The 23,661-nt window shown below is 45.6% G+C and carries 8 protein-coding genes; 4 read left to right on the forward strand and 4 right to left on the reverse strand.

Annotation, left to right across the window (positions count from 1 at the left end; translation table 11 throughout):
• Nucleotides 1–11 precede the first annotated feature (11 nt).
• The 3 genes from NSU11_RS01960 to NSU11_RS01970 are packed head-to-tail and all read left to right on the forward strand — an operon-like array spanning nucleotide 12 to nucleotide 19,101.
• Complete coding sequence (locus tag NSU11_RS01960) at nucleotides 12–10,145, forward strand: amino acid adenylation domain-containing protein (protein ID WP_342493770.1); 10,134 nt, start codon at nucleotides 12–14, stop codon at nucleotides 10,143–10,145.
• 13 nt (nucleotides 10,146–10,158) lie between these two features.
• A complete protein-coding gene (locus NSU11_RS01965; protein ID WP_216100057.1) occupies nucleotides 10,159–18,354 on the forward strand; it encodes a non-ribosomal peptide synthetase in 8,196 nt (2,731 codons plus the stop codon).
• Between the two features lie 6 nt (nucleotides 18,355–18,360).
• Entirely contained in the window at nucleotides 18,361–19,101 is a 741-nt protein-coding gene (locus NSU11_RS01970; protein WP_171463945.1) for an alpha/beta fold hydrolase, read from the forward strand.
• A 37-nt stretch (nucleotides 19,102–19,138) separates the two neighbouring features.
• Here NSU11_RS01970 and NSU11_RS01975 read toward each other — a convergent pair whose 3' ends face one another.
• A complete protein-coding gene (locus NSU11_RS01975; RefSeq protein WP_034622968.1) occupies nucleotides 19,139–20,053 on the reverse strand; it encodes a DMT family transporter in 915 nt (304 codons plus the stop codon).
• Nucleotides 20,054–20,183: 130 nt separating this feature from the next.
• On the opposite strand from NSU11_RS01975, the gene NSU11_RS01980 reads away from it, so the two are divergent.
• Nucleotides 20,184–21,521: a PLP-dependent aminotransferase family protein gene (locus tag NSU11_RS01980; RefSeq protein ID WP_135032838.1), complete on the forward strand. Its 1,338-nt coding sequence runs from the start codon at nucleotides 20,184–20,186 to the stop codon at nucleotides 21,519–21,521.
• Here the strand turns inward: NSU11_RS01980 and NSU11_RS01985 are convergent.
• The 3 genes from NSU11_RS01985 to NSU11_RS01995 form a co-directional block, all read right to left on the reverse strand.
• Nucleotides 21,518–22,210, reverse strand: coding sequence for a 4'-phosphopantetheinyl transferase superfamily protein (locus tag NSU11_RS01985; RefSeq protein ID WP_024427287.1), 693 nt, complete (start codon nucleotides 22,208–22,210; stop codon nucleotides 21,518–21,520). The genes NSU11_RS01980 and NSU11_RS01985 overlap by 4 nt on opposite strands.
• Before the next feature lie 92 nt (nucleotides 22,211–22,302).
• Nucleotides 22,303–22,893 (reverse strand): hypothetical protein, encoded by a 591-nt coding sequence (locus NSU11_RS01990; RefSeq protein ID WP_024427288.1) that lies wholly within the window; start codon nucleotides 22,891–22,893, stop codon nucleotides 22,303–22,305.
• A gap of 82 nt (nucleotides 22,894–22,975) precedes the next feature.
• Entirely contained in the window at nucleotides 22,976–23,620 is a 645-nt protein-coding gene (locus NSU11_RS01995) for a YitT family protein (protein WP_024427289.1), read from the reverse strand.
• Nucleotides 23,621–23,661: the final 41 nt, after the last annotated feature.

A 23,661-nucleotide genomic window follows, 5' to 3' on the forward strand; every position in this document is an offset into this window, starting at 1 on the left:
AAGGAACTCATATGAAACCATCAATTATGAACGAATCAAATGTACATGAATCAATGGATACGATTTTACAAGATGTACAGAGAACCATTTTACAAACCAACGAAATCGAACGCTTCGCTGTTTTTTCTCGTGAAAAAACCATTCGACCGCGGCCATATCACCTCTCTCATTTATTTCTCGACAATCACATGGAGCAGGAGGCCGCAGTTGAATCGATACAGACGCAAACGGCTTCCCCTGCTTCAGCGGACATGCCGCCCGCCCTTTCCTATGGAGGGGATCTAGATGTTAAGGAAGGAGCCCAAACCTTGCAGGACGCCTTAACGGAGGCGGCAAAAACGACAAATGGGCTGACTTATATCGTCAATAGTGAAAATGAACTCACACAATCCTACGCGCAGTTAAAGGAGGACGCTGAGCGGGTTTTGACAGGTTTGAGGGCGCTCGGACTTGAACCGGGTGATCCAGTGTTCTTTCAGTTTTCATCCAATCATGCGATGGTAACAGCCTTTTGGGCGTGTGTGTTAGGGGGATTTGTTCCAACATTAGTGTCCGCTGCACCGACCTATCGGGAAATGAATGCCTCCGTGAAGAAGCTTCATCATGCGTGGAAGCTGCTGGAGCATCCGCTCATTTTAACAGATGACTCGCTGATTGATGAGGTGCAAGGCTTAGCTTTATTGTGGCATACAGACAAGTTACGTGTCGCAGCCGTTGAGCCGATGCTTTCTTTAGCAAGAGATATAGAAGCTTATCCCGCGTCACCGGATGATTCAGTCTTTTTTATCTTAACGTCTGGAAGTACAGGGATGCCCAAATGCGTAGAGCATTCTCATCGAAGCGTGCTGGCGAATGTCAAAGGAACAGTGGCAGCCAATGGGTTTACACAAGAGGATGTGTCGTTAGACTGGATGCCTTTAGATCATATTGGCGGCATTGTGATGTTTCACCTTGTCAATGTGTACACGGGCTGTGAGCAGGTTCGGGCAAGAACAGATGATTTTATCGCTCAGCCGCTGCGCTGGCTTGACTGGATGCACCGCTACCGTGCAACAAAGACATGGGCGCCTAACTTCGCATTTGCGATGATCAATGATTATGAGAAAGACATTTCATCAGGATCTTGGGATCTTTCTGCTATGACCTGTATGATCAATGGGGCTGAAGCGGTCGTACCGAAGACGATTCACCGATTTTTACACTTACTTGCTCCGCACGGCTTAAAGGGAGACGTCATTAGACCGGCATTTGGCATGTCTGAAATCTCTTCAGCCGTTGTCTTCTCTTTTGCGATAGAGCGGGGAGATGAAAGCAGCGGGGTTCTAACCTTTGAGGAAACATCACTCACAGAGCAGCTAAGACCAGCGGAGGCACGTGAGACAGGAACTGTCAGCTTTACAGAGCTGGGAAGACCAATTCCTGGTATCACGATTCGTATCGTTAATCATCAGCATGAGCTTCTTCCCGAAGATCATATTGGCAGTGTGCAAATTAAAGGGCCGACGACAATGAAGGGCTATTACAAGAATGACGAAGCGAATCAAGAAGTCTTTCAAACAGACGGCTGGTTTCACACGGGGGATTTAGGTTTTCTGCACGATGGAAGGCTGACATTAACCGGAAGAGAAAAAGACATGATCATCATCAACGGGAAAAATTATCACAACTATGAAATAGAAGTCGTTGCAGAGGAAGTACCCGGCGTCGAAACGAGCTTTGTAGCCGCTTGTTCCGCCCGGATGGAAGCATCTGCATCCGACGAGCTGATTCTCTTTTTTACACCAAAGCTGTATGAACCTTCTTATATCATGAGGGCAAGTCAGAATATCAAATCCCATATTGCAACAAAAATGGGGTTGTCTGCATCGCGTGTGATCCCTGTCCAGAAGCACGCCTTTCCGAAAACAAGCTCTGGAAAAATAGAAAGGGCACAGCTCAAGAAGCGATGGCAGGAAGGCGAATTCGATGAAATCATCAAGGAGCTGGACATCAGACTTGAAAATGAACACACCTTGCCTGATTGGAGTTTACAAAAGAAGTGGACACCTGCTCCGCTTCATGAAGCGGAAAAACAAACAGAAGGGAATATGGTGATCTTTGCAGACACATTAGGGCTGGCAGATCAATTAAAATCTATTTCAAGCAATGAACAAACCTATATTACGGTTGAACCGGGTCAAGCATTCACACAACTTACACATACACACTTCATCATCCACCCGAATCGGCCGTCTGACTACGAACAACTCTTTGAGACGCTCCGTTCGTATGGCGTTTCGGTGAAACAAATCATTCACCTTTGGAACTACACAACTCAAGAAGACACACTTCATGCAGCGTTGGCGAAAGAAGCGCAGAAAACAGGCAGTATGAGTGCATTATATGTAACTAAAGCGGTCGCTGCCTATGAGGAGCCGGTAGAGATCACCTTTGTCTCTGCCAATGCGATGAATTTGCCGGAAGATCAAACACATGATGTGGAGAAAGCAACGACAGCAGGACTGATGACAGCTGTTCAGCATGAATGGCCGTTTATCAAGGTGCGGTGTCTTGATTTTTCTCAGGCAGAACCGGATGCTGGCCGTTCTCATGCATCATCGATCATGACAGAGCTCACACATGACACAAGCCATCATATCGCCGCTTATCGTGAAGGTGTTCGTTATACTCCTCTTTTAACACCGCTTCATCTGGAAAAAGAACAAAGGATGAAGAAACCGCCATTTGAATCATCCGGGCTTTACGTGATGACAGGCGGGCTTGGCGGCATTGGGAGGATGCTTAGTGAGTACCTGCTGACATCCTATCAAGCGCATCTTGTGCTGGTTGGAAGAAAAGCGAGAGAGGCTTTATCTGAGGAGCAGCAAGACGTATTGATTTCACTTGAGAATCAAGCGGAAAAGCACGGAGGTACAGTTCTATATGAAAAGGTGGACATCACTGACGCACAAGCCATTGAAGCCCTGATCTCAAGACAGGAGACGGCCTTAGGCAAAAGGCTGCATGGCGTTATTCATTTCGCTGGCATCATTCAAGAAGAGCTGCTTCGTGATATGACGTCTGTATCATTAGATGCGATGTACGAAGCGAAGGTATATGGCACGATTGCGCTTCATGAAGCAGCCTCTAAACGGGAGAATGTCTTATTCCTTTCTAGCTCGTCAGCTCGAACGTTAAAGGGCGGGATGACCGTTGGGGCTTATTGTGCGGCCAATGAGTTCGTTGAACAATTTGCTCATTATCAGAGGCTGACCTCTACAGTAAAGCCGTATTGCTTTAGCTTTAGTATGTGGGATGAGACCGGAATGAGTGAAGGCTCAATGATCAAAGGCTTGCTAAAAGAAAGGGGCTATCTCCCGATTCCAAAGCGGGCGGGCATTCAAACAATGCTGGCATGCTTGATGACAGATGCTCCTCTCATTTATATCGGGCTGGATCGGTCGAAGCAGGAAATTCAAGAGATGATACAGGGAGAGATCCAAACAGAGCAGGTCGTATATGTCTTTTTCAAAACCGATCAAACAAAGGCTGTTGAAGAAAGGTTGTATCAGTCCATTTATACGTGTTTACAGTCTCGTTTCGCTGGTGAATATTCCGTCCATCTATATCCTGAAGAATACTGGAAAGAAACAGAGGATGGGATGCCGGACGAAGTGCATTTCAATGAATTAATAGAGGAAAGCGGACAGGGTTCAGAGGACAGAGCACCTCAAACCGAGACGGAAAAACTCTTGGCACACATTTGGTCCGAACTGCTTGATGTTTCAAACATCAGCTGTGGTGATCATTTCTTTCTACTCGGAGGTCATTCGCTCAAGGCAACGCAAATGCTGTCTGCTGTTAGACAGAAAACGGGATTTGACGTGCCGCTCGCTGTTCTTTTTGAGCATACGAGACTTGGAGAGTTAGCGGAGTGGATTGATTCACATGCCAAAGCCGATGAAGCGATTCTGATACGGAAAATAGAAAAGGGTCAGGAGCTTCCGATGTCCTATGCCCAGCAAAGACAGTGGTTTCTCTATCAATTACAGCCTGATCTGCCATTATACAATAATACGATTTCCTTTCGGATGAATGGACCTTTAGATGTAAAGGTGCTTCAGCGCAGCTTACAGCAAATGGTGCAAAGGCATGAATCGCTCAGAACATCCTTTGCGATGAACGGCGATGAACCGGTACAGATCATACATGAGCATATGACTCTTCCAGCGCTTGAGGTGGTCGATGTATCAGATTTGGCATCACAGAAAGAAAAAGAACAAAAAGCGGCTGAGTGGGCGAAAAAAGAAGCGGGCACGCCTTTCCGCTTAGAGCATGATGCACTTTTTCGCGCGAAATTAATTCGGCTGTCAGAAACAGATCATTTGCTGCTGATGTCCATTCACCACATCGTGTCAGATGGCTGGTCGATTGGCATTGCCGCAAAGGAGCTGTCCGAATGGTATACAGCGATCATCGAAGGGAGAGAGCCTGTTCTCTCACCGCTGCCGATTCAATATGCAGATTACGCACTATGGCAGAAGGAGTATTTGACGGGAGAAACGCTTCAGAAGCAGCTTTCCTATTGGAAGGAGCAATTTGCGGTACCTGTGGAAGAGTTGATGCTGCCGTATGACTACACGCGTCCGGCCGTTCAATCTTATAGGGGAAAAACGAAAAAATACCGCTTATCGAAGCCGCTGTCTGACCAGCTGTCTGCTATTTCTCAGAAAACAGACAGCACCCTTTATATGACATTACTTTCGGCTTTCTCTACCTTGCTGCATCGATTGTCTTCACAGGATGAGTTTGTCATTGGATCCGTCATTGCCGGGAGAAATCGGACGGAGATGGAGCAGCTCATCGGATTTTTCGTGAATACGCTGGCACTTCGGATCGATCATAGCGGGAATCCGGCTTTCACAGAGCTATTAGAGCGAGTGAAGGAAACAACAATGGGTGCCTATGCGCATCAGGATGTGCCGTTTGAGATGGTCGTAGATGAGCTGAATATTGTACGTGAGGCTGGGAAGCAGCCGCTGTTTCAGGTCATGTTCGTTCTGCAAAACCTGCCCCTTGAAGCTTCTCCGATGGGTGAGGTGACATCTGTTTTAGCTATTGAAGATAATGATACAGCCAAATTCGATCTCTCTCTGTTTGTTTTTGAAGGGGCGGAGGGTCTTCAATTAAAACTAGAGTATGATGCAGACTTATTTTCTGACGACACGATGGAACGGTTCCTTCGTTACTACGAGCAGCTGCTTGCATGTATTTGTGAAAATCCAGCACAGCCGATCAAACAAATGAATTACCTGCCAGAGAAAGAGAGGCATCAGCTGCTCTATGAATGGAGCGGCACAACAGATCAACCAGCGGGCCCGCTTCTCATCACAGAACGGTTTGAAGCGCAGGTGAAAAAGACGCCTCATGCGATCGCCCTCGAATCTGGGGGAAAACAGTGGACGTATCAGGAGTTACAAGAGAAAGCCGACCGGCTTGCCGCTTATCTGCAGCAGCGAGGAGTGAAGCCGCATGAACCAGTAGGGCTTCTGATCGACAGGTCGCCTGAAATGATTTTTGGGGTGCTGGCGATTGTGAAAGCAGGCGGGGCCTATGTCCCAATTGATCCTGAATATCCAGATGCACGCATTGATTATATGCTGAGGGATACAGGTATTCAGCTGTTACTGACAAAAAATGAATGGCTGAAACAAGTCTCGATCAGTCAAACCGAGCTCATTTGTCTTGATCAGGGGTATGAAGAGTTTTTATCAGAGGCAGAACTCAAGTCTGCTGCTTTAAAACCTGATGGACTCGCTTATATCAATTACACATCAGGATCAACCGGTCAGCCAAAAGGGGTTTTAATTCCGCATCAAGCGGTCATCCGGCTTGTATGCGAAACAGATTATGTCACCCTTAATGAACAAACGCGTATTTTACAAATCGCGAGCTTTTCCTTTGATGCCTTTACGTATGAAATATGGGGAGCCCTGCTCAACGGGGGAAGGCTGATACTGACCGATCGAAATACGATCTTATCAATGGATACACTGGCTGACACGCTGACATCTTACAAGATCACAACAGGATTTCTGACAGTGCCGCTGTTTAACCGATTAACAGAGGAACATCCAGAAGCTTTATGTGGATTCGATGCCTTATTGGTCGGCGGTGATGCTTTGTCAGCTGCTCATATCCGTAAAGCGCTGCTGTATTTACCTGAAGGTCTTTTAAACGGCTATGGACCAACTGAGAATACGACGTTCTCCTGTGTGCATCACATTCGGGCAGTGGATGAGGGGCAGGCAACAATTCCTATCGGTCAGCCAATTGCGTATTCTCAGACCTATGTACTAGACGACCAGCTGCAGCCGGTTCCGCAAGGTGTTATTGGAGAGATTTACGTAGGCGGTACAGGGCTTGCACTCGGATACCTTGGAGATGAAGAAAAAACATCGCAATCATTTATCCCGCATCCTTTCCAAGAAGGAGCGCGTTTATATAAAACAGGCGATATGGGCCGCTGGCTGCCAAACGGCATCATCGACTGCCTTGGAAGAATCGATCATCAAGTGAAAATTCGCGGACACCGCGTCGAATGCGGAGAAATTGAAGCTGCTATGCTGCGCTTTGAAGACATCATAGAATGTGCGGTCATTCCGCATCAGCATGATAGTGGTCATAAGCGATTGATCGGTTATTTTGTCCAAAAGGGCAGCATGACCACGCAAGACATTCGCCATCAATTAAAAGAAATACTGCCAGATTATATGGTGCCAAGCCTATTAATAGAGCTGGAGGAACTCCCGCTCACGGCAAATGGCAAGGTAGACCAAAAACGTCTTCCGCCGCCAGAGTGGAGACAGGAAGAAGTGGACAAACCGGCTGACAGGGCACTCAGTGAGGAAGAGCGTGTACTGGAAAAAGTATGGACTCAGCTGCTCGGTACGCCTTCGATTGGCGTACATGATAACTACTTTGAGCTTGGCGGAGATTCGATTATTGTCATACAAATGGTGGCGCGCTTAGCACAGGAAGGCTATGTCATTCAGCCGAGAGATGTATTTGAAAAACAGACGATTTCACAGCTGGCACTTGCTATGAAAAGGTCAGATGCTGCTGCGTTCTATGACCAGTCACCTGTCACAGGAGCTGTTCGTCTGCTTCCAATCCAATCATGGTTCTTTGAGCAATCAATGACAAACCAAGATTATTGGAATTTATCAGCGCATATGGAATTCAAGCAATCCATACAGCTAAAGCAGCTGACACAGGTTCTCTCAAAAATTGTCGATCATCACGATATGCTGAGAGCGATGTATACAAAAACAGCAGATGGATCATGGATTCAAACCATTCGTGCGCCTGGCATCCCCCCTTGTGTCTCCTTCTTTGATTTGACGGGTGTTTCTCAGGAGGAAGCGCTGGAACAAATCCGCATGGAGACCGCCGCTTGTCAAGGAACGTTGTCATTAGGGCGGGGAGAAGTCATCAAAGCCATTCTTTTTCACACAAGTGATGGCACGTCTGAACTCTTTATCGCTGCCCACCATCTTGTAATGGATGGAATCTCATGGCGCATCATACAGGAAGACATATTAAATGGACTGAAGCAGCTTGCGGCAGGGCAGGAAATCGAGCTTGCAAAGAAAACTGCGTCCTATCAGCAGTGGGCAGATGCTCTTTATGAATATGCACAAACCGATCAATTACAAGAGCAGGTTCCTTTTTGGCAAAATATCATCAGACAAGAGGAAGAGGGTTCTCCTTTTCAAACACCTGCGCTTTTCAATATAGAAGAACATGCAGAGATCCTGTCTATTCAATTGACGAAGGATCAAACAGATATTTTATTAAAACAGGCATCACAAGCGTACCGAACAGAGGTAAACGATTTACTCTTATCAGGACTCACACAAGCCGTTGGAAAGCCGCTGCTCATCACGTTAGAAGGGCACGGACGCGAGGATTTATTTGAACAGATGGATTTGTCACGAACAGTCGGATGGTTTACAAGCTCTTATCCTATTTTTATTCCTTTTATTCAAACCGATATTGAGAGACAAATCAAAGATGTCAAAGAAACCTTAAGAGCTGTGCCGCAAAAGGGAATCGGCTATGGCTTGCTTCAATATATGACAGCATCTCGTTTCCTTAAAAAGGCCGCGCCGCAGATGAGCTTTAATTATCTTGGACAGTTAGATCAAATAGACGGTGAAGCACATCTTTATTTAGCAGATGAACGAAATGGACTTGTACATGATCCAAAAGCAGAAAGACAGCATTTGATCGATGTGTACGGATATGTTGTGAACGGTCAGCTTCAGATGAATTTTATGATAAACCGTGAACTGCTTCAGTATGAAGAGGTGCGCCTGTTACCTGAACGGTTCAAAGAAAAAATGGAGGATATTCTGACGCATTGTGTAGAGACAAAAGGCGGCTTTACTCCATCTGATTTTCCAATGGTTCAGCTGACGCAAGAGCAAATCGATGAGCTTCCAGAGAATGTAGTGGATGTGTATCCACTATCTCCAATGCAGCAAGGGATGCTGTTTCATGCTCTATTAGATCAAGCGTCACAGGCGTATTTTGGTCAAGTGCATATGACACTCGTAGGCTTAACGGACGGCGCAGCCTATGAAAAGGCCTGGAATCTGCTTGTGGAGCGTCATTCGATTTTGCGGACAACATTTGCTTGGGAAGGGCTAAAGGAGCCTGTTCAGTTGATTCAATTAGAAGGAAGCATTCATCTCACTCAGCACGATGTGCGCCACCTGAGCGAAACGGATCAGAAGGAAGCCATCCAGCAATATTTGCAAACAGATCGTTTAAAGGATTTCAAACTAGAAGATACGGATGAACCACTGATTCGTATTGCTTTATTCCATCGTGATGAAAACACATGCACGTTTATTTTTAGCTTTCATCATATTTTAATTGATGGCTGGAGTTTGTTCAGTTTTATTGAAGAATCCTTTTCTTTATACCGCTCTCTTGTGGATGAACGGGAGGTGGATCTTCCTGCTGTCCGTCCATATAAAGATTTTATCGAGTGGCTGCAAAAGCAGGATCAAGAGAAGGCGCTAGAGTTCTGGAAAGGTTATATGTCAGGAGTAGAGGAGGCTACACCGCTACCAGGAGACGGCGGGCAGGCTTCGGATGAAGATGCAGGTGTTGATCAGCTAAGTATCAAACTAACGCCCGAGATGCAGCAGAAACTCGAAAAGATGACAGGCGCGCAGAAGGTGACAATGAGCACATTGATTCAAACAGCATGGGGGCTGCTTTTGCATCTTCATTCAGGATCAGAGGATGTTGTGTTCGGAGTGACAGTATCAGGACGGCCGGCGGATTTACCACAGGTTGAAAGCATGACAGGGCTCTTTATAAACACATTGCCGCTCCGTTTGCCGATTACGCCAGAGTGGACCATTTCCAAGCTGCTGGCACATACGCAGGACACAGTTTTTCAGATGCGGGAATTCGAATATACCGTACTGCCAGATATTCAGCAGCTGACCCACATCCCGAATGGAGATTCATTGTTTAACAGCATTGTCGTGTTTGAAAACTATCCGATTGAATCTATCGAGCCATACGGAGTGCGCATTTTAGACATTGCGAGTCATGAAGAAACGAACTATGACCTGACCCTTGTGGCAGTTCCGGGAAATACGCTGGAGCTTCGGGTCACCTATCGTTTCAATCAATATACAGAAAAGCAAATACAAGCGCTGATGCAGCAGCTGATCCACACACTTGAAGCGATGACAGAACAAATGGAGACACCCCTCTCTTCCTTCACGATCGTGACGAATGAAGAAAAAGAGCGGATGATCACCGATTGGGCGAAAAATGCACAAGTCAGCGTGCTGTACCCAGATCAAGAAGAGGTCTATTCAGGTGTGCATGATCCTTCCTGTGAGACGGAAATATATGTCCTGAGCGAAGAGCATCAGCTCATGCCGGTAGGATTTTCTGGAGATATTTTTATCGGTGTAAAGGATATCAAAGCAATTTGCGGGGAGCTTGCCGATTGGATGGAGACGCATAAAATTCCGCATCCATTCAAACATCAAACTGGCGAATACCTCTATCCGACAGGGGATGTCGGCGTTTGGACTGAAAAAAACAAGATTCAGATTTTGGATTGGATGTAGGAGGAGAAGAACGATGCTAGTGAGTAGACGAAAAGGACATGCAGCAAATCATATCGTCAGAATCAACGGAAAACGGATAGATCTCAAAGCATTAGAGCAAGTCATGATGCTTCATTTTCCGCTTAAGGAATGTGCAATCATTCCGAAGAAAAATCAAGAAGGCAGTTTATCGCTTGTGCTATTTGCACAGGCGAAGGACGCTTCGCTGACAAGAGAGGATCTGAAGAAAGGTCCGCTTCATCCTCATGAAGTGCCGGCCGCTCTCGTCTTATTACCTTCTTTGCCAAAGACAGAAAGTGGAGCAGTCGACAAAGAGGCACTGCTTTCAATTGAAATCATAGATCAAGAGGAATTAAGAAAGATAGAAGAGCGCACCAAAGCTATAGATGGAGTAGAGGAAGCGGCCGCTTTCATTGAAAGTCAGTCAGAAAAACGCATGCCCTATCATCTAGATGACCTGTTTCCTGACCGACAGCGTACTCAAGGGAACGAAACGCTTTCGAAAAGTGAAGCGGGCGAAGCAAAACCATCATCTCTACATGAGAAGCCGCCTGCACTTGTGTATGGCGGAGATGTGATCAAAAAACCAGGCACACCTGTCACACTGACAGAGGTGCTGATTCGATCAGCCTTTATGTCACCAGACCGCGGGGTGACTTATTTGAAAGAAGGCGGGCGTACGTTGACCCAAACCTATCCTGAATTACTAACTAGCGCTGAACGGGTTCTGTCAGGTTTAAGGGCAGCAGGACTGTCAAACGGCGATCAAGTATTACTTCAATTGAAAGACCATCAAGATTTTATCACGGTGTTCTGGGGCTGTATTCTCGGAGGAATCATTCCGACCCCAGTCTCTGTGCCGCCTGTTTATGATGAAGTGAATCAAGGTGTGAATAAGCTGAAGGGCGTGTTTCAGCTGCAAAATGAACCTTTCATTATTACGAATGAAGCAAGTGCTGAGGACATTGCTGGCCTGCGTGAGACATTTGAAGCAAAGGTCGTGCCTATCTTAACAATTGAAACATTGCTGGCGTATGAACCAGATGAACAGCATTATGAGCCAGAGCCGGATGAGCCTGTGCTGCAGCTGCTGTCTTCAGGAAGTACGGGTGTACCAAAGTGTATCCGTCATCATCATCAAAGCATTTTATCTAGAATTATGGCCTTTGAGCAGGTAAACGGCTTTACACATGAGGATGTGTCGCTTAACTGGATGCCGCTTGATCATGTTGGTGGAATTGTCATGTTTCATGTACATGACGTCTACCTTGGCTGCCAGCAGATAAGTCCATCCATCGATCAATTTATCGAGCAGCCGATGGTGTGGCTGGATTGGGTAGAAACATACGGGGTCACAAGGACATGGGCACCAAACTTTGCCTTTGCCATGATGAATGAATATGAAGACGACATTCGTAAGGGAAACTGGGACCTGTCTACTCTGACTTATATCATGAATGCAGCCGAAGCGGTTGTTCCGAAAGTCACGCAGCGCTTCATGCACATGATGGGCCAGCACGGATTAAACCGTCATGCAATGGTACCTGCTTACGGTATGTCAGAAACATCCTCAGCCATTGTTCAGTCAAAGAAATTTATGCGGAACAGTGAACAGGATGGACAGCTGACGATTGATCAAACCTCGTTAACAAGTGAGATTGAATATGTGACGCACGATCATCCGAACAAGATGACGTTTACAGAAGTCGGCACGCCGATTCCGTCTGTATGGATTCGAATTGTAGATGAGCATCACGAGGTGCTGCCAGAAGATCAGGTTGGGCGCTTGCAGGTGAAGGGTCCAACAATTATGATGGGCTACTATCAAAATGAAGAAGCCAATCAAGAAGTTTTTGCGGAAAACGGCTGGTTTCACACAGGGGATTTAGGGTTTATTCATGAAGGGCGTCTCGTTCTGACAGGTCGAGAAAAAGACATCATTGTCATCAACGGCGCTAACTATTTGAATTATGAAATTGAAGCGGTTGTAGAAGAGGTGGACGGGGTCGAAGTCACTTTTGCCGCTGCGTACGGCATTTATAATCCCGAATCAAGCAATGACACGCTTGCCGTCTTTTTTGTCTCACAAAGGGATTCAATAGAGGAACAAATCGCGATGATTCAACAGATTAGAGAGGCCATCATTCGAAAAATCGGCATAGAGCCTGATCACATCATTCCGGTGAAAAAAGACCAATTTCCAAAAACGGAGAGTGGGAAAATCCAGCGTGCCCAGTTAGGCGCAGCACTAAAAGATGGAGCCTTCCGTGACATTGAACAAGCACTGGATCTTGCTTCTGAAAATGAACAAACACTCCCAGACTGGTTTTTCAAACGCATTTGGGCTAAGGAGCATATCGGTCCAACTCAGCCTTTTACTGATCATGTACTCGTTTTCGAGGATGAAAAAGGGCTGTATCAATCGCTTTACACACAATTTGAGCAAAAGAAACAGCCATATATTTCTGTGAGAAAAGGGCATGAATTTTTGCGTCTGTCCAAAGGGATGTACCAGATAAATCCGAGAATCAAGGGGGATTACGTCAGGCTCATTGCCGCACTTGAAGCAGATGAACTAAAGATCGGACGTATGCTCCATCTGTGGAATGTGTCAGACAAAGAAGACATCGTTGATCCTGCGCAGTTCAAAGAGCTGCATGCCAGCACCAATCAATCCATTTTGTACTTGTATCAAGCATTGAGACAAGCAAATAAAGAGCCCATCCGTCTTGTCGTTGTGACAAAAGGTGGTCAATTTGTGAAGCCTGAAGACGATCTTCATGTGGAGAAAACGCCGCTTGTAGGTCTGCTAAAAACCATTCCGCAAGAATGGGAAGGAGCAGAGGTGTCTCATCTTGATATTGAAGCGGAGAATGCAGAACAGGATGCCAAGCATATTGCGGAAGAATTGTCTGCGATTCATATAAAAGCAGAGGTTTCTTACCGAAATGGGGACAGATTCGTACCAAAGCTGGAAAAAGTCAATATGATCGAAGCGCCCCAAACAGAAGGTTTTTTAGAATATGAAGGTCTTTATTTATTAACTGGAGGACTTGGCGGGATTGGGTTTGAGCTGTCTAAGCAAATGCTCCAATTTGGCTTAAAGCTCATATTGATTGGACGGACATCTCTGGAAGACAGCTTGGAAAAGAAAGAAGCCTTCTCACAGCTTAAAGATGTTGGTGACGTCATTTATATCCAAGCAGATGTGACCAACTTACGTGACGTTGAACAGGCGATTTATGAAGCAGAAAAGCATTTTGGACAATCAATCCGGGGTGTGCTGCATTTGGCCGGTGCTGGTAATGTGTCTGAGCATTTTCAGCAGGCGGACAAGTATACACTGGCTCATACGTCAGAAGAGGATTTCACAAAAGAAATGTCAGGGAAAGCAGACGGAGCATGGGTCCTGCAGGAAGCCTTTAAGTATGATCCGACAGTACCGCTTGTCTTTTTTGGATCGGTCAATGGCTTTTTTGGCGGCACAACATTTGGGGCATACTCTGCGGCCAACAGCTTTTTAGATGGACTCGCGCATGCTCTCACCTTTCAAGAAGGAAGACGAGCGATCTCTTTGAACTTCAGTATGTGGGATAATCTCGGTTTGTCTAAGGGGCATACCGGAGCAGCTCTCACCGTTCGCAAAGGATTTCAATTGATTGGAAAGAAGCAAGGTCTCCATTCATTATGTTTAGGTGTCCGGCTCAATGAAGCGCATCTATTTATCGGTCTGGACGAAGCAAATCCAGACATCGCCGGGTATCTTCAGCCAGCTCCAATACCGGTCTTTGAGAAAAAGCTTTTTTACACCGTTCAGCCTGGCAAAGAAGTGCATGTTGAAGAGATCACGAGCGTCTCAAAAGGCAAATGGGACATTCAGCAAGTAAAGGAAATACCGAAAAAGCAAGATGGCTCTATTGATTATGAAGCACTCAAATTGAATCATGACAAAAACGGACAAAGCCTTGAAAAGCTATTGCCAGAAACGAAGACAGAGCAGCTTCTTGCCGCCATATGGGAGGACATTTTAGATGTAGATCGTGTGTATAAAGAGGATCAATTCTTCGACCTTGGCGGGCATTCACTAAAAGCGACTCAAACCATTTCCCGGATCAATCATGAATTTTCAATGAAGGCGCCTTTAAAAATATTATTTGAAAGTAAGCATCTGGCACATCTGGCGCAAATGGTTGATGACATCAAAGGGGCGCCAGCCGTTCAGGAAGCTAAAATTCCAAAGCTTGAAAAGCAAACAAGCTATGAACTGTCACATGCCCAGAAGCGTATTTGGTTCTTATCCACATTAGAAAAGAGCCATCATTACAATATATTAGGTGCTTGGAAGCTGACAGGACCATTACACGTTCAAGCATTAACAAAAGCGATTGGCCTTTTAACAAAGCGGCATGAAGCACTTCGGGCAGTATTTAAATCACTTGGCGGCAAGCCGGTTCAACTTATTCGCGAAGACCTTCCGCCATCTGTGACTGTGGCAAATTTCTCGTTATTTAATGAAAAAACAAGAGCGAGAAGACTCAAGCAGCTCATTCAGCAAGAGGCAGACCGCGTTTATGATTTAGAAAGAGGACCTCTTGCGCAGTGGACGATAGTAGATATGGGCAAGGAGGAGTATTATCTCCTTTGCGCGCAGCACCACATCATTTCAGATGCATGGTCACTCAGCCTGCTCATTCAGGAATTAGAAGTGGCATATGAAGCGCTGCTTGCAGATGAAACGCCGCAGCTCCCAGCCTTAGAAATCGAATGGACAGACTATGTACATTGGGAAAATGAACAATTAAAGCATCATCAAGAAGACCAAGCCTATTGGCTCAATACGTTACAAGGTGAACTTCCAGTGCTGGAGCTGCCGTTTGACCGTCCTCGTCCGCCGGTTCAAACATTTAACGGTGCTACAGAGCAAATCGTACTGGATGAACCGCTTATCCGCCGCTTGCAGGCTTTGTCCAAGCAGCAGGGCACGACATTGTTCATGACGATGCTGTCCGCGTACTACGTCCTGCTTCACAAGCTGTCCGGACAGACAGATATCATCATTGGATCGCCTATCGCGGGCCGGGATGCCAAGCAATCAGAGCAGCTCGTTGGGATGTTTGTGAATACACTTGCGCTGAGACAGGACGTCTCAACAGCAGAGACGTTTGCCGATCTTTTGGAAAACGTGAAAGAGATGACATTAAAAGCGTTTGAGCATCAGCATTATCCATTTGACAAGCTTGTCGATGACCTTTCGTTAGATAGAGATTTAAGCCGGTCCCCTATTTTTCAGGCGGCCATGGGGTATGTCACCGATTCGCTCGATGTAAACCTTAAAGGGCTGACAAGTGAACATGTGATGGTCCATCATACAGTATCTAAATTTGATCTCACCCTGCATGTATTTGAACAGGAAGAGCAGCTGTCGATTCAGGTGGAATACAATACGGATTTATTTGATCAAGAGACCATTCATCGTTATATGAACTATTATCTCCATGTGCTAGATGGCATGACCGCACAGCCTGAGCGTACATTTGCTGATTATTGCTTAATGAACAAAGCGGAACAGGCGGCCATGATTCTAGGCAAAAATCAAACGGAAACGCCATATCCAAAGCGAACGCTTCAAGAATTGTTTGAAGAGCAGGTGCAGCGTCATCCGCATCGTATTGCCTTGTCCTATATGGATGAACACATGACATATGAAGACTTGGATGAAAAGGCGACAAAGCTTGCTGCTTACTTGCAGTCAAAAGGAATTGGACCAGGCTCCCTTGTACCGATGCTATTTGATCGCTCCTTTGACATGATTGTTTCGGTCCTAGGAATCGTCAAATCTGGTGCTGCGTATGTTCCGATGTCACCTGAATATCCTGATGCACGCATCCGTCTCATCGTTCGTGATACGCAAAGCGATGTGATCATCACCCAGTCTCATCTTGCAGATCGTCTCGTAGACTTTACAGGTTCAAAGATTGTCATGGACAAGCCAATACTAGAAACAAATGCAGTGTATCAAAGAGAAGCCTCGATCATAGGGGAAGACCAGATAGCCTATGTCAACTACACATCAGGCTCAACAGGTACACCAAAAGGCGTGATGCTCCCTCATGCAGGAGTTGTCCGCTTAGTTAGAGAAACAAATTATATAAAGCTCGGTCCAGATGACAAAATGCTTCAGCTCTCAAACTATGCTTTTGATGCCTTTACATTTGAATTATGGGGGGTGCTGCTGAATGGCGGTCAGCTGATTCTGCTCCCAAAATATGCAGCACTGAATATGGAAGAATTAACGCAATTCATCAAAACGTATCAAGTGACAGCCAACTGTCTGCCAACCGCTTTATTTAATCGACTGGTAGAGCATGATCCGAAAAGTGTGGCAGGCTACCGCACATTACTCGTTGGCGGGGAAGCCATGTCTAGTGAGCATGCACGAAAGGCACTGCCGCATATGGAAGGTGTGCTCGTCAATGCTTACGGTCCAACAGAAAACACGACATTAGCCACAACACATCAAGTCACACACGTGCCAGCAGGTGCAAAATCAGTTCCAATTGGTGTGCCGGTGTCGAACTCAACTGTCGTCATACTGGACGAAGCGCTCAACCCAGTACCAGCAGGCGTCAAAGGAGAAATTTATATCGGCGGAACTGGCCTTGCGAAAGGCTACCTTCATGATCCAGAGCAGACAAAGGAGCGGTTTATTGACAATCCTTTTCCTAAACTAAAGGGAGACAAGCTGTATCGTTCAGGCGACCTTGGTACATGGCGATCAGATGGCACCATTGAATACCTCGGCCGAAAAGATCACCTGGTGAAAATTAGAGGCTACCGAATTGAATGCGGAGAAATTGAGACAGCCCTGCTCAAGCATCCGCAAATCAAAGAATGTACAGTCATCGCCAAAACGTATGGCAGCTCAAAACGGCTGGCGGCCTACCTTGTGACAGATGGAGAAAATCCTGTTCCGGGCTGGAAAGCCTTTTTGCAGGAAAGCCTGCCAGGCTATATGATTCCAAGTTACTTTGTCGTACTGGATGAAATGCCGGTGACAACGAACGGGAAGGTTGATCAAAAAGCACTGCCAGAGCCAACAGAAACAATTTCCCTTTCCCGTGATGACGACAAACCGGTCACCGAAACGGAGGAACGGATTGTCGCAGCTTTCAAAGAAGTGCTTGGTGTGAAGCAAGTAGGTATGCATGACTCCTTCTTTGATCTGGGCGGCGATTCCATTATGAGTATTCAGGCTGTGGCCAAATTAAAAGAAAAAGGTGTTCGTGTTGATCCAAAATGGATTTTCATGCACCCGGCGCCTGCGCAATTAGCCGCCCATTTGGACGCAGTGCCAGAAGCCGCTGAGAACGTTGAAAGGTCTCCGAAGGACTACGTGATCGAGCTGAAAAAAGGCGATCCAGCCGAACCGAGAATATTCTTTGCGCCGCCTGCTGGTGGAACAGTGATGGGCTATATTGATGTTGCTAAGCTCATGACACATCAAGGGGCTGTGTACGCCTTGCAGTCTCCTGGCCTATATGAGGATGAAGAGCCGCAATTCCTCCATTACACGGAGCTTGTAACCCTTTTTATTGAAGCTATTGAGACGTTCTACCGTCCGGGGATTGACTATCTCGCAGGGCATTCAATGGGCGGGCATCTTGCCTACGGAATGAATCAGCGGCTCTGCCATGCAGGAAAAGCACCGAAAGGACTCATCATTTTAGATACGGTGCCAGTGCTAAGAGATGAGGCAGATCAGGCACTTCATGCCGATATGAACGAAGAAGAAGTAAAAATGCTCGCACTTGTCCTTGGGATGGGGAACCTGGTCGGCATTCAGCCAGAAGCTTTACAAGGATTGAGCTTCCAAGAAGTGAAGCAGAAAATACTCAAAGAGGCAGAAAAGGATGAAGTTGTTCATCAATTCATGAATGATCAATATTTAGATAAATATTTGCAAATGCAAACGCATAATACGATCATGTCACAAGCCATTGAATTAGAAAAAGAACCATTCCCTGTGCCATTTTATATTGTTCAAAGCAGTGATCACGCAAGCGATTTCCAGAAGAAGTTCGCAGATTGGGAGGCTTATACGAAAGAGTCGTGCTCGTATTACCACATCAAAGGCGATCATGTCACCATGATGAAAAGACCGCAGGCAGATGAACTGGCACGGATTCTTCAAACGATTATAAAGGGGTAAAGACGTATGAATCAGTTATTGAAAACCTTTGAAAAAAAATCAGATCTCATTCAGCTTATTTGTTTTCCTTTTGCCGGCGGATATTCCGCCTCATACCGTCCGCTCTTTGAACAGCTAAAAGACGTGGCCGAAGTCACAGCAGCAGAGCCCCCAGGGCACGGCACCAATCTCATGCCGCTTGAATCAAGCATTGACCGGCTGGCAGAGCTGTATAAAGAAGGACTTACGGACAAATTGAACCGCCCATTTATTCTGTTTGGACATTCAATGGGAGGGCTTGTGGTATACAGACTAACCCAGCTGCTAGAAAAGGAAGGAATTTATCCTGCAGCAGTGGTGATCTCAGCCATTCAGCCTCCGCAAACAAAACGGCAGATGCTGACACATTTATCCAATGAAGCATTTGTACAGCATATTGCCGAAATGGGCGGGATTCCAAAGGAATTACTAGAGAACAAACCAATGATGGATTACTTTACGCCGTCATTGCGTGCAGACTACCAGGCGTTAGAAACCTTTCAGCACACAGATCAATCGATTATCGACACACCTGTTTATTTATTCAATGGAAAGCAAGATGAGAAATGCATGCAGGATGCAAGCGGCTGGTTAAAATGGGCAAAAACGATCGAACGCACCAATTTCGATGGAGGCCACATGTACATCAACACACACCTTGAGCCATTTGCAGAGCAGATGAGACATGTGATTGAGCTAACAGCCAAGCAGCAATTGATCAGACATTAAAAAAGAAAGCGGCTCTCTATAAAGAGGCCGCTTTTTCTTATGAATGCTGTTTCTTCACCACATTCCCGCCAATCACCCCGCCAATGACCAGCACCCCTCCGAGGAGATGATACCAATCAATCGTTTCGTGTAAAATGAGAACCCCGGCGGCGACTGTGATAAACGCGGATAAATTGTTAAAGATGCTGACCTTTGCCGCTTCAAGCTGCGAGAGTGCATAGTTTGATAAATACGCCGTGAGAAGCGATGAAAGAATACCTAAAAAGAGCATCGACCATACAAAGGATGCTTCTGTAAATGGACTGAAAAACTGAGGCAATGACCCATTGATCGAATGCCGAATAAGCGCAGCGGCATTAAAAAAGACAAAGCCAAAGAAGGTCATCACAAAGGTGAGTTCGATCACATGGAATCGTTTTGTAATCACTCTGGCAAACACACTATATGCACTGGATGACAGGGCTGAAAGTAAAATCAGTACATAGCCGATGAAATGAGAATGCTTAACATCAATTCCCTTCATGACAAAGAGAAGCATCACCCCGCACACAGAAAGAAAGGTAAACAGCACTTGTATCCATGTCGCACGTTCCTTTAAAAACCAGGCTGCCAGCAGCATCGTCAAAATGGGAATCGTCGCTTGAATGATGCCAGCCTCTGAAGAAGATGTATACATCAATCCCCACACTTGAAAAGCAAAGAACAAAACAGGGTAAAGCAAGGAAAACGGTACGATATAAATGAGATCACGCCATTGAATGGATATGCGATACTTTTTTCGTAGAAACGGATACAGCAATAAAGCGGCTGCAAAAGAAACAGTAAAGCGGTGTGCCAATAAATCGATTGGATTTGCTGATTCTAATGCTATTTTGACAAACAAAAAGGAAAAACCAATGATAGAGGCGTATGCGACCGCGGCAGCATACGCTTTTTGTTTTGACATATTCATAACGTGACTCCTTACATGAGCATGCATGCTTCAAATGAATTGACCGGTTCTGTTCTTCTATCGTAATCGGATCATCTAACGTGTACAATAAGAGAACATGATATCTGTACCGGTACAAGGAGGAAAAGGCGTGAGGAAATATGATCAGCTTGTCTCGAGTTTAAAAGAAAAAATGGATTCAGGTGAGTACAGCGCTGGAATGAAAATTCCCTCCATTCGCCACTTAGCGGCTCAATATGCAGTGAGTAAAAGCACTGTCATCAAAGCGCTGGAGACATTGGAGCGTGAACATCTGCTGTATTCTGTAGAAAGGAGCGGCTATTATGTCGTGAAAACGAAGCAATCAGCAGGTAAGCAGGACGGCACATGGATTGATTTTGCTTCATCTGCTCCTGATCCCGTTGTGTTTCCATATGTCGATTTCCAGCACTGCATCAACCAAGCGATCGATTTATATCAAAATGACTTATTTATTTACGGCACAGCCAACGGCTTACCATCCCTGCTGCCAGTCATTTCAAAGCGATTAATGGATTATCAAGTGTTTGCTCATCCAGAACAGATCGTCATGACCTCTGGTATTCAGCTCGCGTTATCCATTTTAAGCACCATCCCTTTTCCGAATGGAAAACAAACCATACTAGTCGAACAGCCGGGGTATCACTTATATCTCCAATATTTAGAGAAAAACCAATTGCCTGTGCGCGGAATTCAACGGACGGAAAAAGGGATCGATCTGATCGAATTAGAACGTATCTTTCGAGAAGAGGAGATTCGTTTTTTCTATACGATGCCAAGATTTCAAAACCCGCTTGGAACGAGTTTATCAAAGCAAGAAAAAAGAGCGATTGCAGCCCTTGCTGAGAAATATGATGTCTACATTGTTGAGGATGATTATCTAGCAGATTTAGAATTCGACACAAAAAGAGACCCGATCTATTCATACGATCAGGCAGGAAAGGTTATTTATTTGAAAAGCTTTTCTAAAATCATTTTTCCGGGACTGCGAACAGGAGCTGTCGTCTTACCTGAAGAACTGATTACACCTTTTAGCGAACACAAACGGCTGATTGATATCGACAGCTCCATGCTGTCCCAGGCAGCCTTAGAAATCTATTTAAAAAGCGGGATGTTTGAGCGGCATAGAGACAGGATGCGGGCGAGCTATCGAAACCGCTCCAAGCAGCTCGTGGCAAGTTTAAAAAATGATCAAAGCGCTTATCAGCTGGGAGAATGGGAACCAGCTACCCATACACATGTACGTGTCGACCGGTCGATTCCCATGAACCAGCTCATTCAGCAGCTGAAAAAGGCATCTGTTTCCATTCAGCCAATTGACCGCCATTACCTACAGGCCTATCAAAAGGACCCCATTCTTCAGCTGAACATCTGGCAGGTGAAAGAAGAGCAGATCACACGTGGAGTCGATCTATTAAAGACGGTATTTCAGCAAAGCACGCGTTATTAAAGACGGGACAGCACATCACTGCAAGTGATTTTCTCTACGCTTTCAGCCGCAGCAGACTTTCGTGTGCATACCGCCATTTGGTAGGCAGGGTCAAGTGAATAAGTTTGAACAAAGCAAGGTGTTTCATGATCAGGTAATGTCAACGCAGCCTGTCCATCCTCTGACAGACGGGCTGTAAAGGACGAAAGCCCATAGGATAAGCCTTTTCCAGTGAGCTTGATAAAGGCCTCCTTCATTGACCATAGATGAAAGAAATACGCTTCCTGCCGTTCTGCCGGCTGTGAGAGTAAATCCTGATACTCATCCGCTGAAAAAAATCGTTTGGCAATCGCCAGATCAATAGGTTTGATTTCCTCAATATCAATGCCAACAGGTGCATCATCTACTGCGCAAACGACCCAATCGCCAGAATGAGAAAGATTAAAATGAAAAGAAGGAAGCTGCCGGACAACAGGCTTGCCATTGCCCTCAGTTTCAAAAACGATCCGATCCATAGGCAGATCGTACATATCATGGATCGTTTGACGAACCAGCACCTCACCTAACAAGGTTCTTCTTGCATCGATCAAAAAACGAAAGCGTTCAGCCGCAGCACGCTTTTCAGATGACACAAAGGGTTTCAGCCGCTCTATTTGTTGTTGTGCATCAATTTCATCTAAGTGTTGTAATTTGATAGCAAATATCTTCATAACGAACCTCTAATTTTTTACATTGATTGTACCATTGAAGAGTGCCGCTTAAAAGGGTCCATTAACGTAAAGAGGCAGCGAGCCTCGCTGTTTTACGTCTGTTTCACGATGTGAACACCATTCGGATCAGTTGTATCAACTCCATCATCATCTGTCATAATCACGTTAAGCAGGGAAAGCTGTTCACCTTTTTGCCAGTGAATGGGCTGATGCAAAGGTGATAGCAGCTGATCCACTTTAGGTGTCTGTGACAAATCAGGAACAGCAATTGTCATAGCGTGCAGCGCATCGGTTCCCGTTTCAATGACATCTGTACGCCGCTGTAACTCAAGCCTTAAACGAAGAGGTGTCGAAAGAAACGTTCTCCGTTCCCCAGCTTGGATTGGCCAGTTTAGTTCTTTAGCTTGTGCAAGCAGCTGAGCATATTCTTCGTCTGAGACAAGAAAGCCGATGTGATCAAAAAGGACTTTTTTGCTATAGCCAAAAGTGATATTGATCTGACCTTTTCTCATTTCGATGATCCGAAAGGTGGGCTGCTCTTCTCTAAAATCTTCCCAAGTGAGCGGGGGATGAAAGGAGCCACTTTTTGTGAAACGACCTTTTACCTCAAAGCCTAGCGAACGATATGCTTGCTCTGTCTCTTCAACAAATGGTGTCCAGTAATGATAGTGGAAAAGCTGCATAGGTCTCATCTCCTGTGTGTGAATATTCTGTTTATTTATTTTAGCACAAGAAAAGCCATTCTAATTATAGAATGGCTTGTTCTCATCTAGTCAGGGTTTGAACAGGTTTCTCGGCTGTTTTTGTAATGAGCAGCTCCAGAAGCCGTGTTGATTGAGGCAAGGAGAAACGAAGGACAAGACCTGTGAAGATCGCAGTCAAAATCGTTCCAATGCCAATCGGTCCACCGAGCATCCATGCAAACAAAAGCACTGTTAACTCAATGCCATTTCGAACCCACTGTACGTTCAGTCCCGTTTTCGCTGAGATGAGCAGCATTAATGAGTCCCGTGGCCCAGCGCCAAGATTAGCTGAAACATAAATGCCAACGCCATATCCAGAAACAACAACACCTGTAATAAATACATATAAGGCCGGTAAATATCCGTGCGGCGCAGGTAATATCGCATTAAAGAAATCAATAAACACGCCAATCAGCACCATATTCAGTAAAGCGCCGATCTTTGGAAATGATTTCGTAAAAATAGAAGTCAGTGTCACAATAAGTGCACCAATAATAATGGACCATTGTCCAATTGTGAGTCCAAAATGCTGAAACAGTCCGTAGTGGAAAGCGTCCCAAGGACCAATCCCAAGGATCTTCCCTTTCACTGTCAGCGATAGTCCAAAAGCTAGTACGATCAATCCAACAAAATAAAAAAACCAACGTAAAAGATGTTCCCGCTTCAAAAGCATTCCCTTCTTTCTTAAACACTCGATTTCCATCGTAA

Origin of the sequence: Bacillus sp. FSL R5-0712 (assembly GCF_038593285.1) — a bacterium.
Lineage (GTDB): Bacteria > Bacillota > Bacilli > Bacillales > Bacillaceae > Bacillus > Bacillus safensis.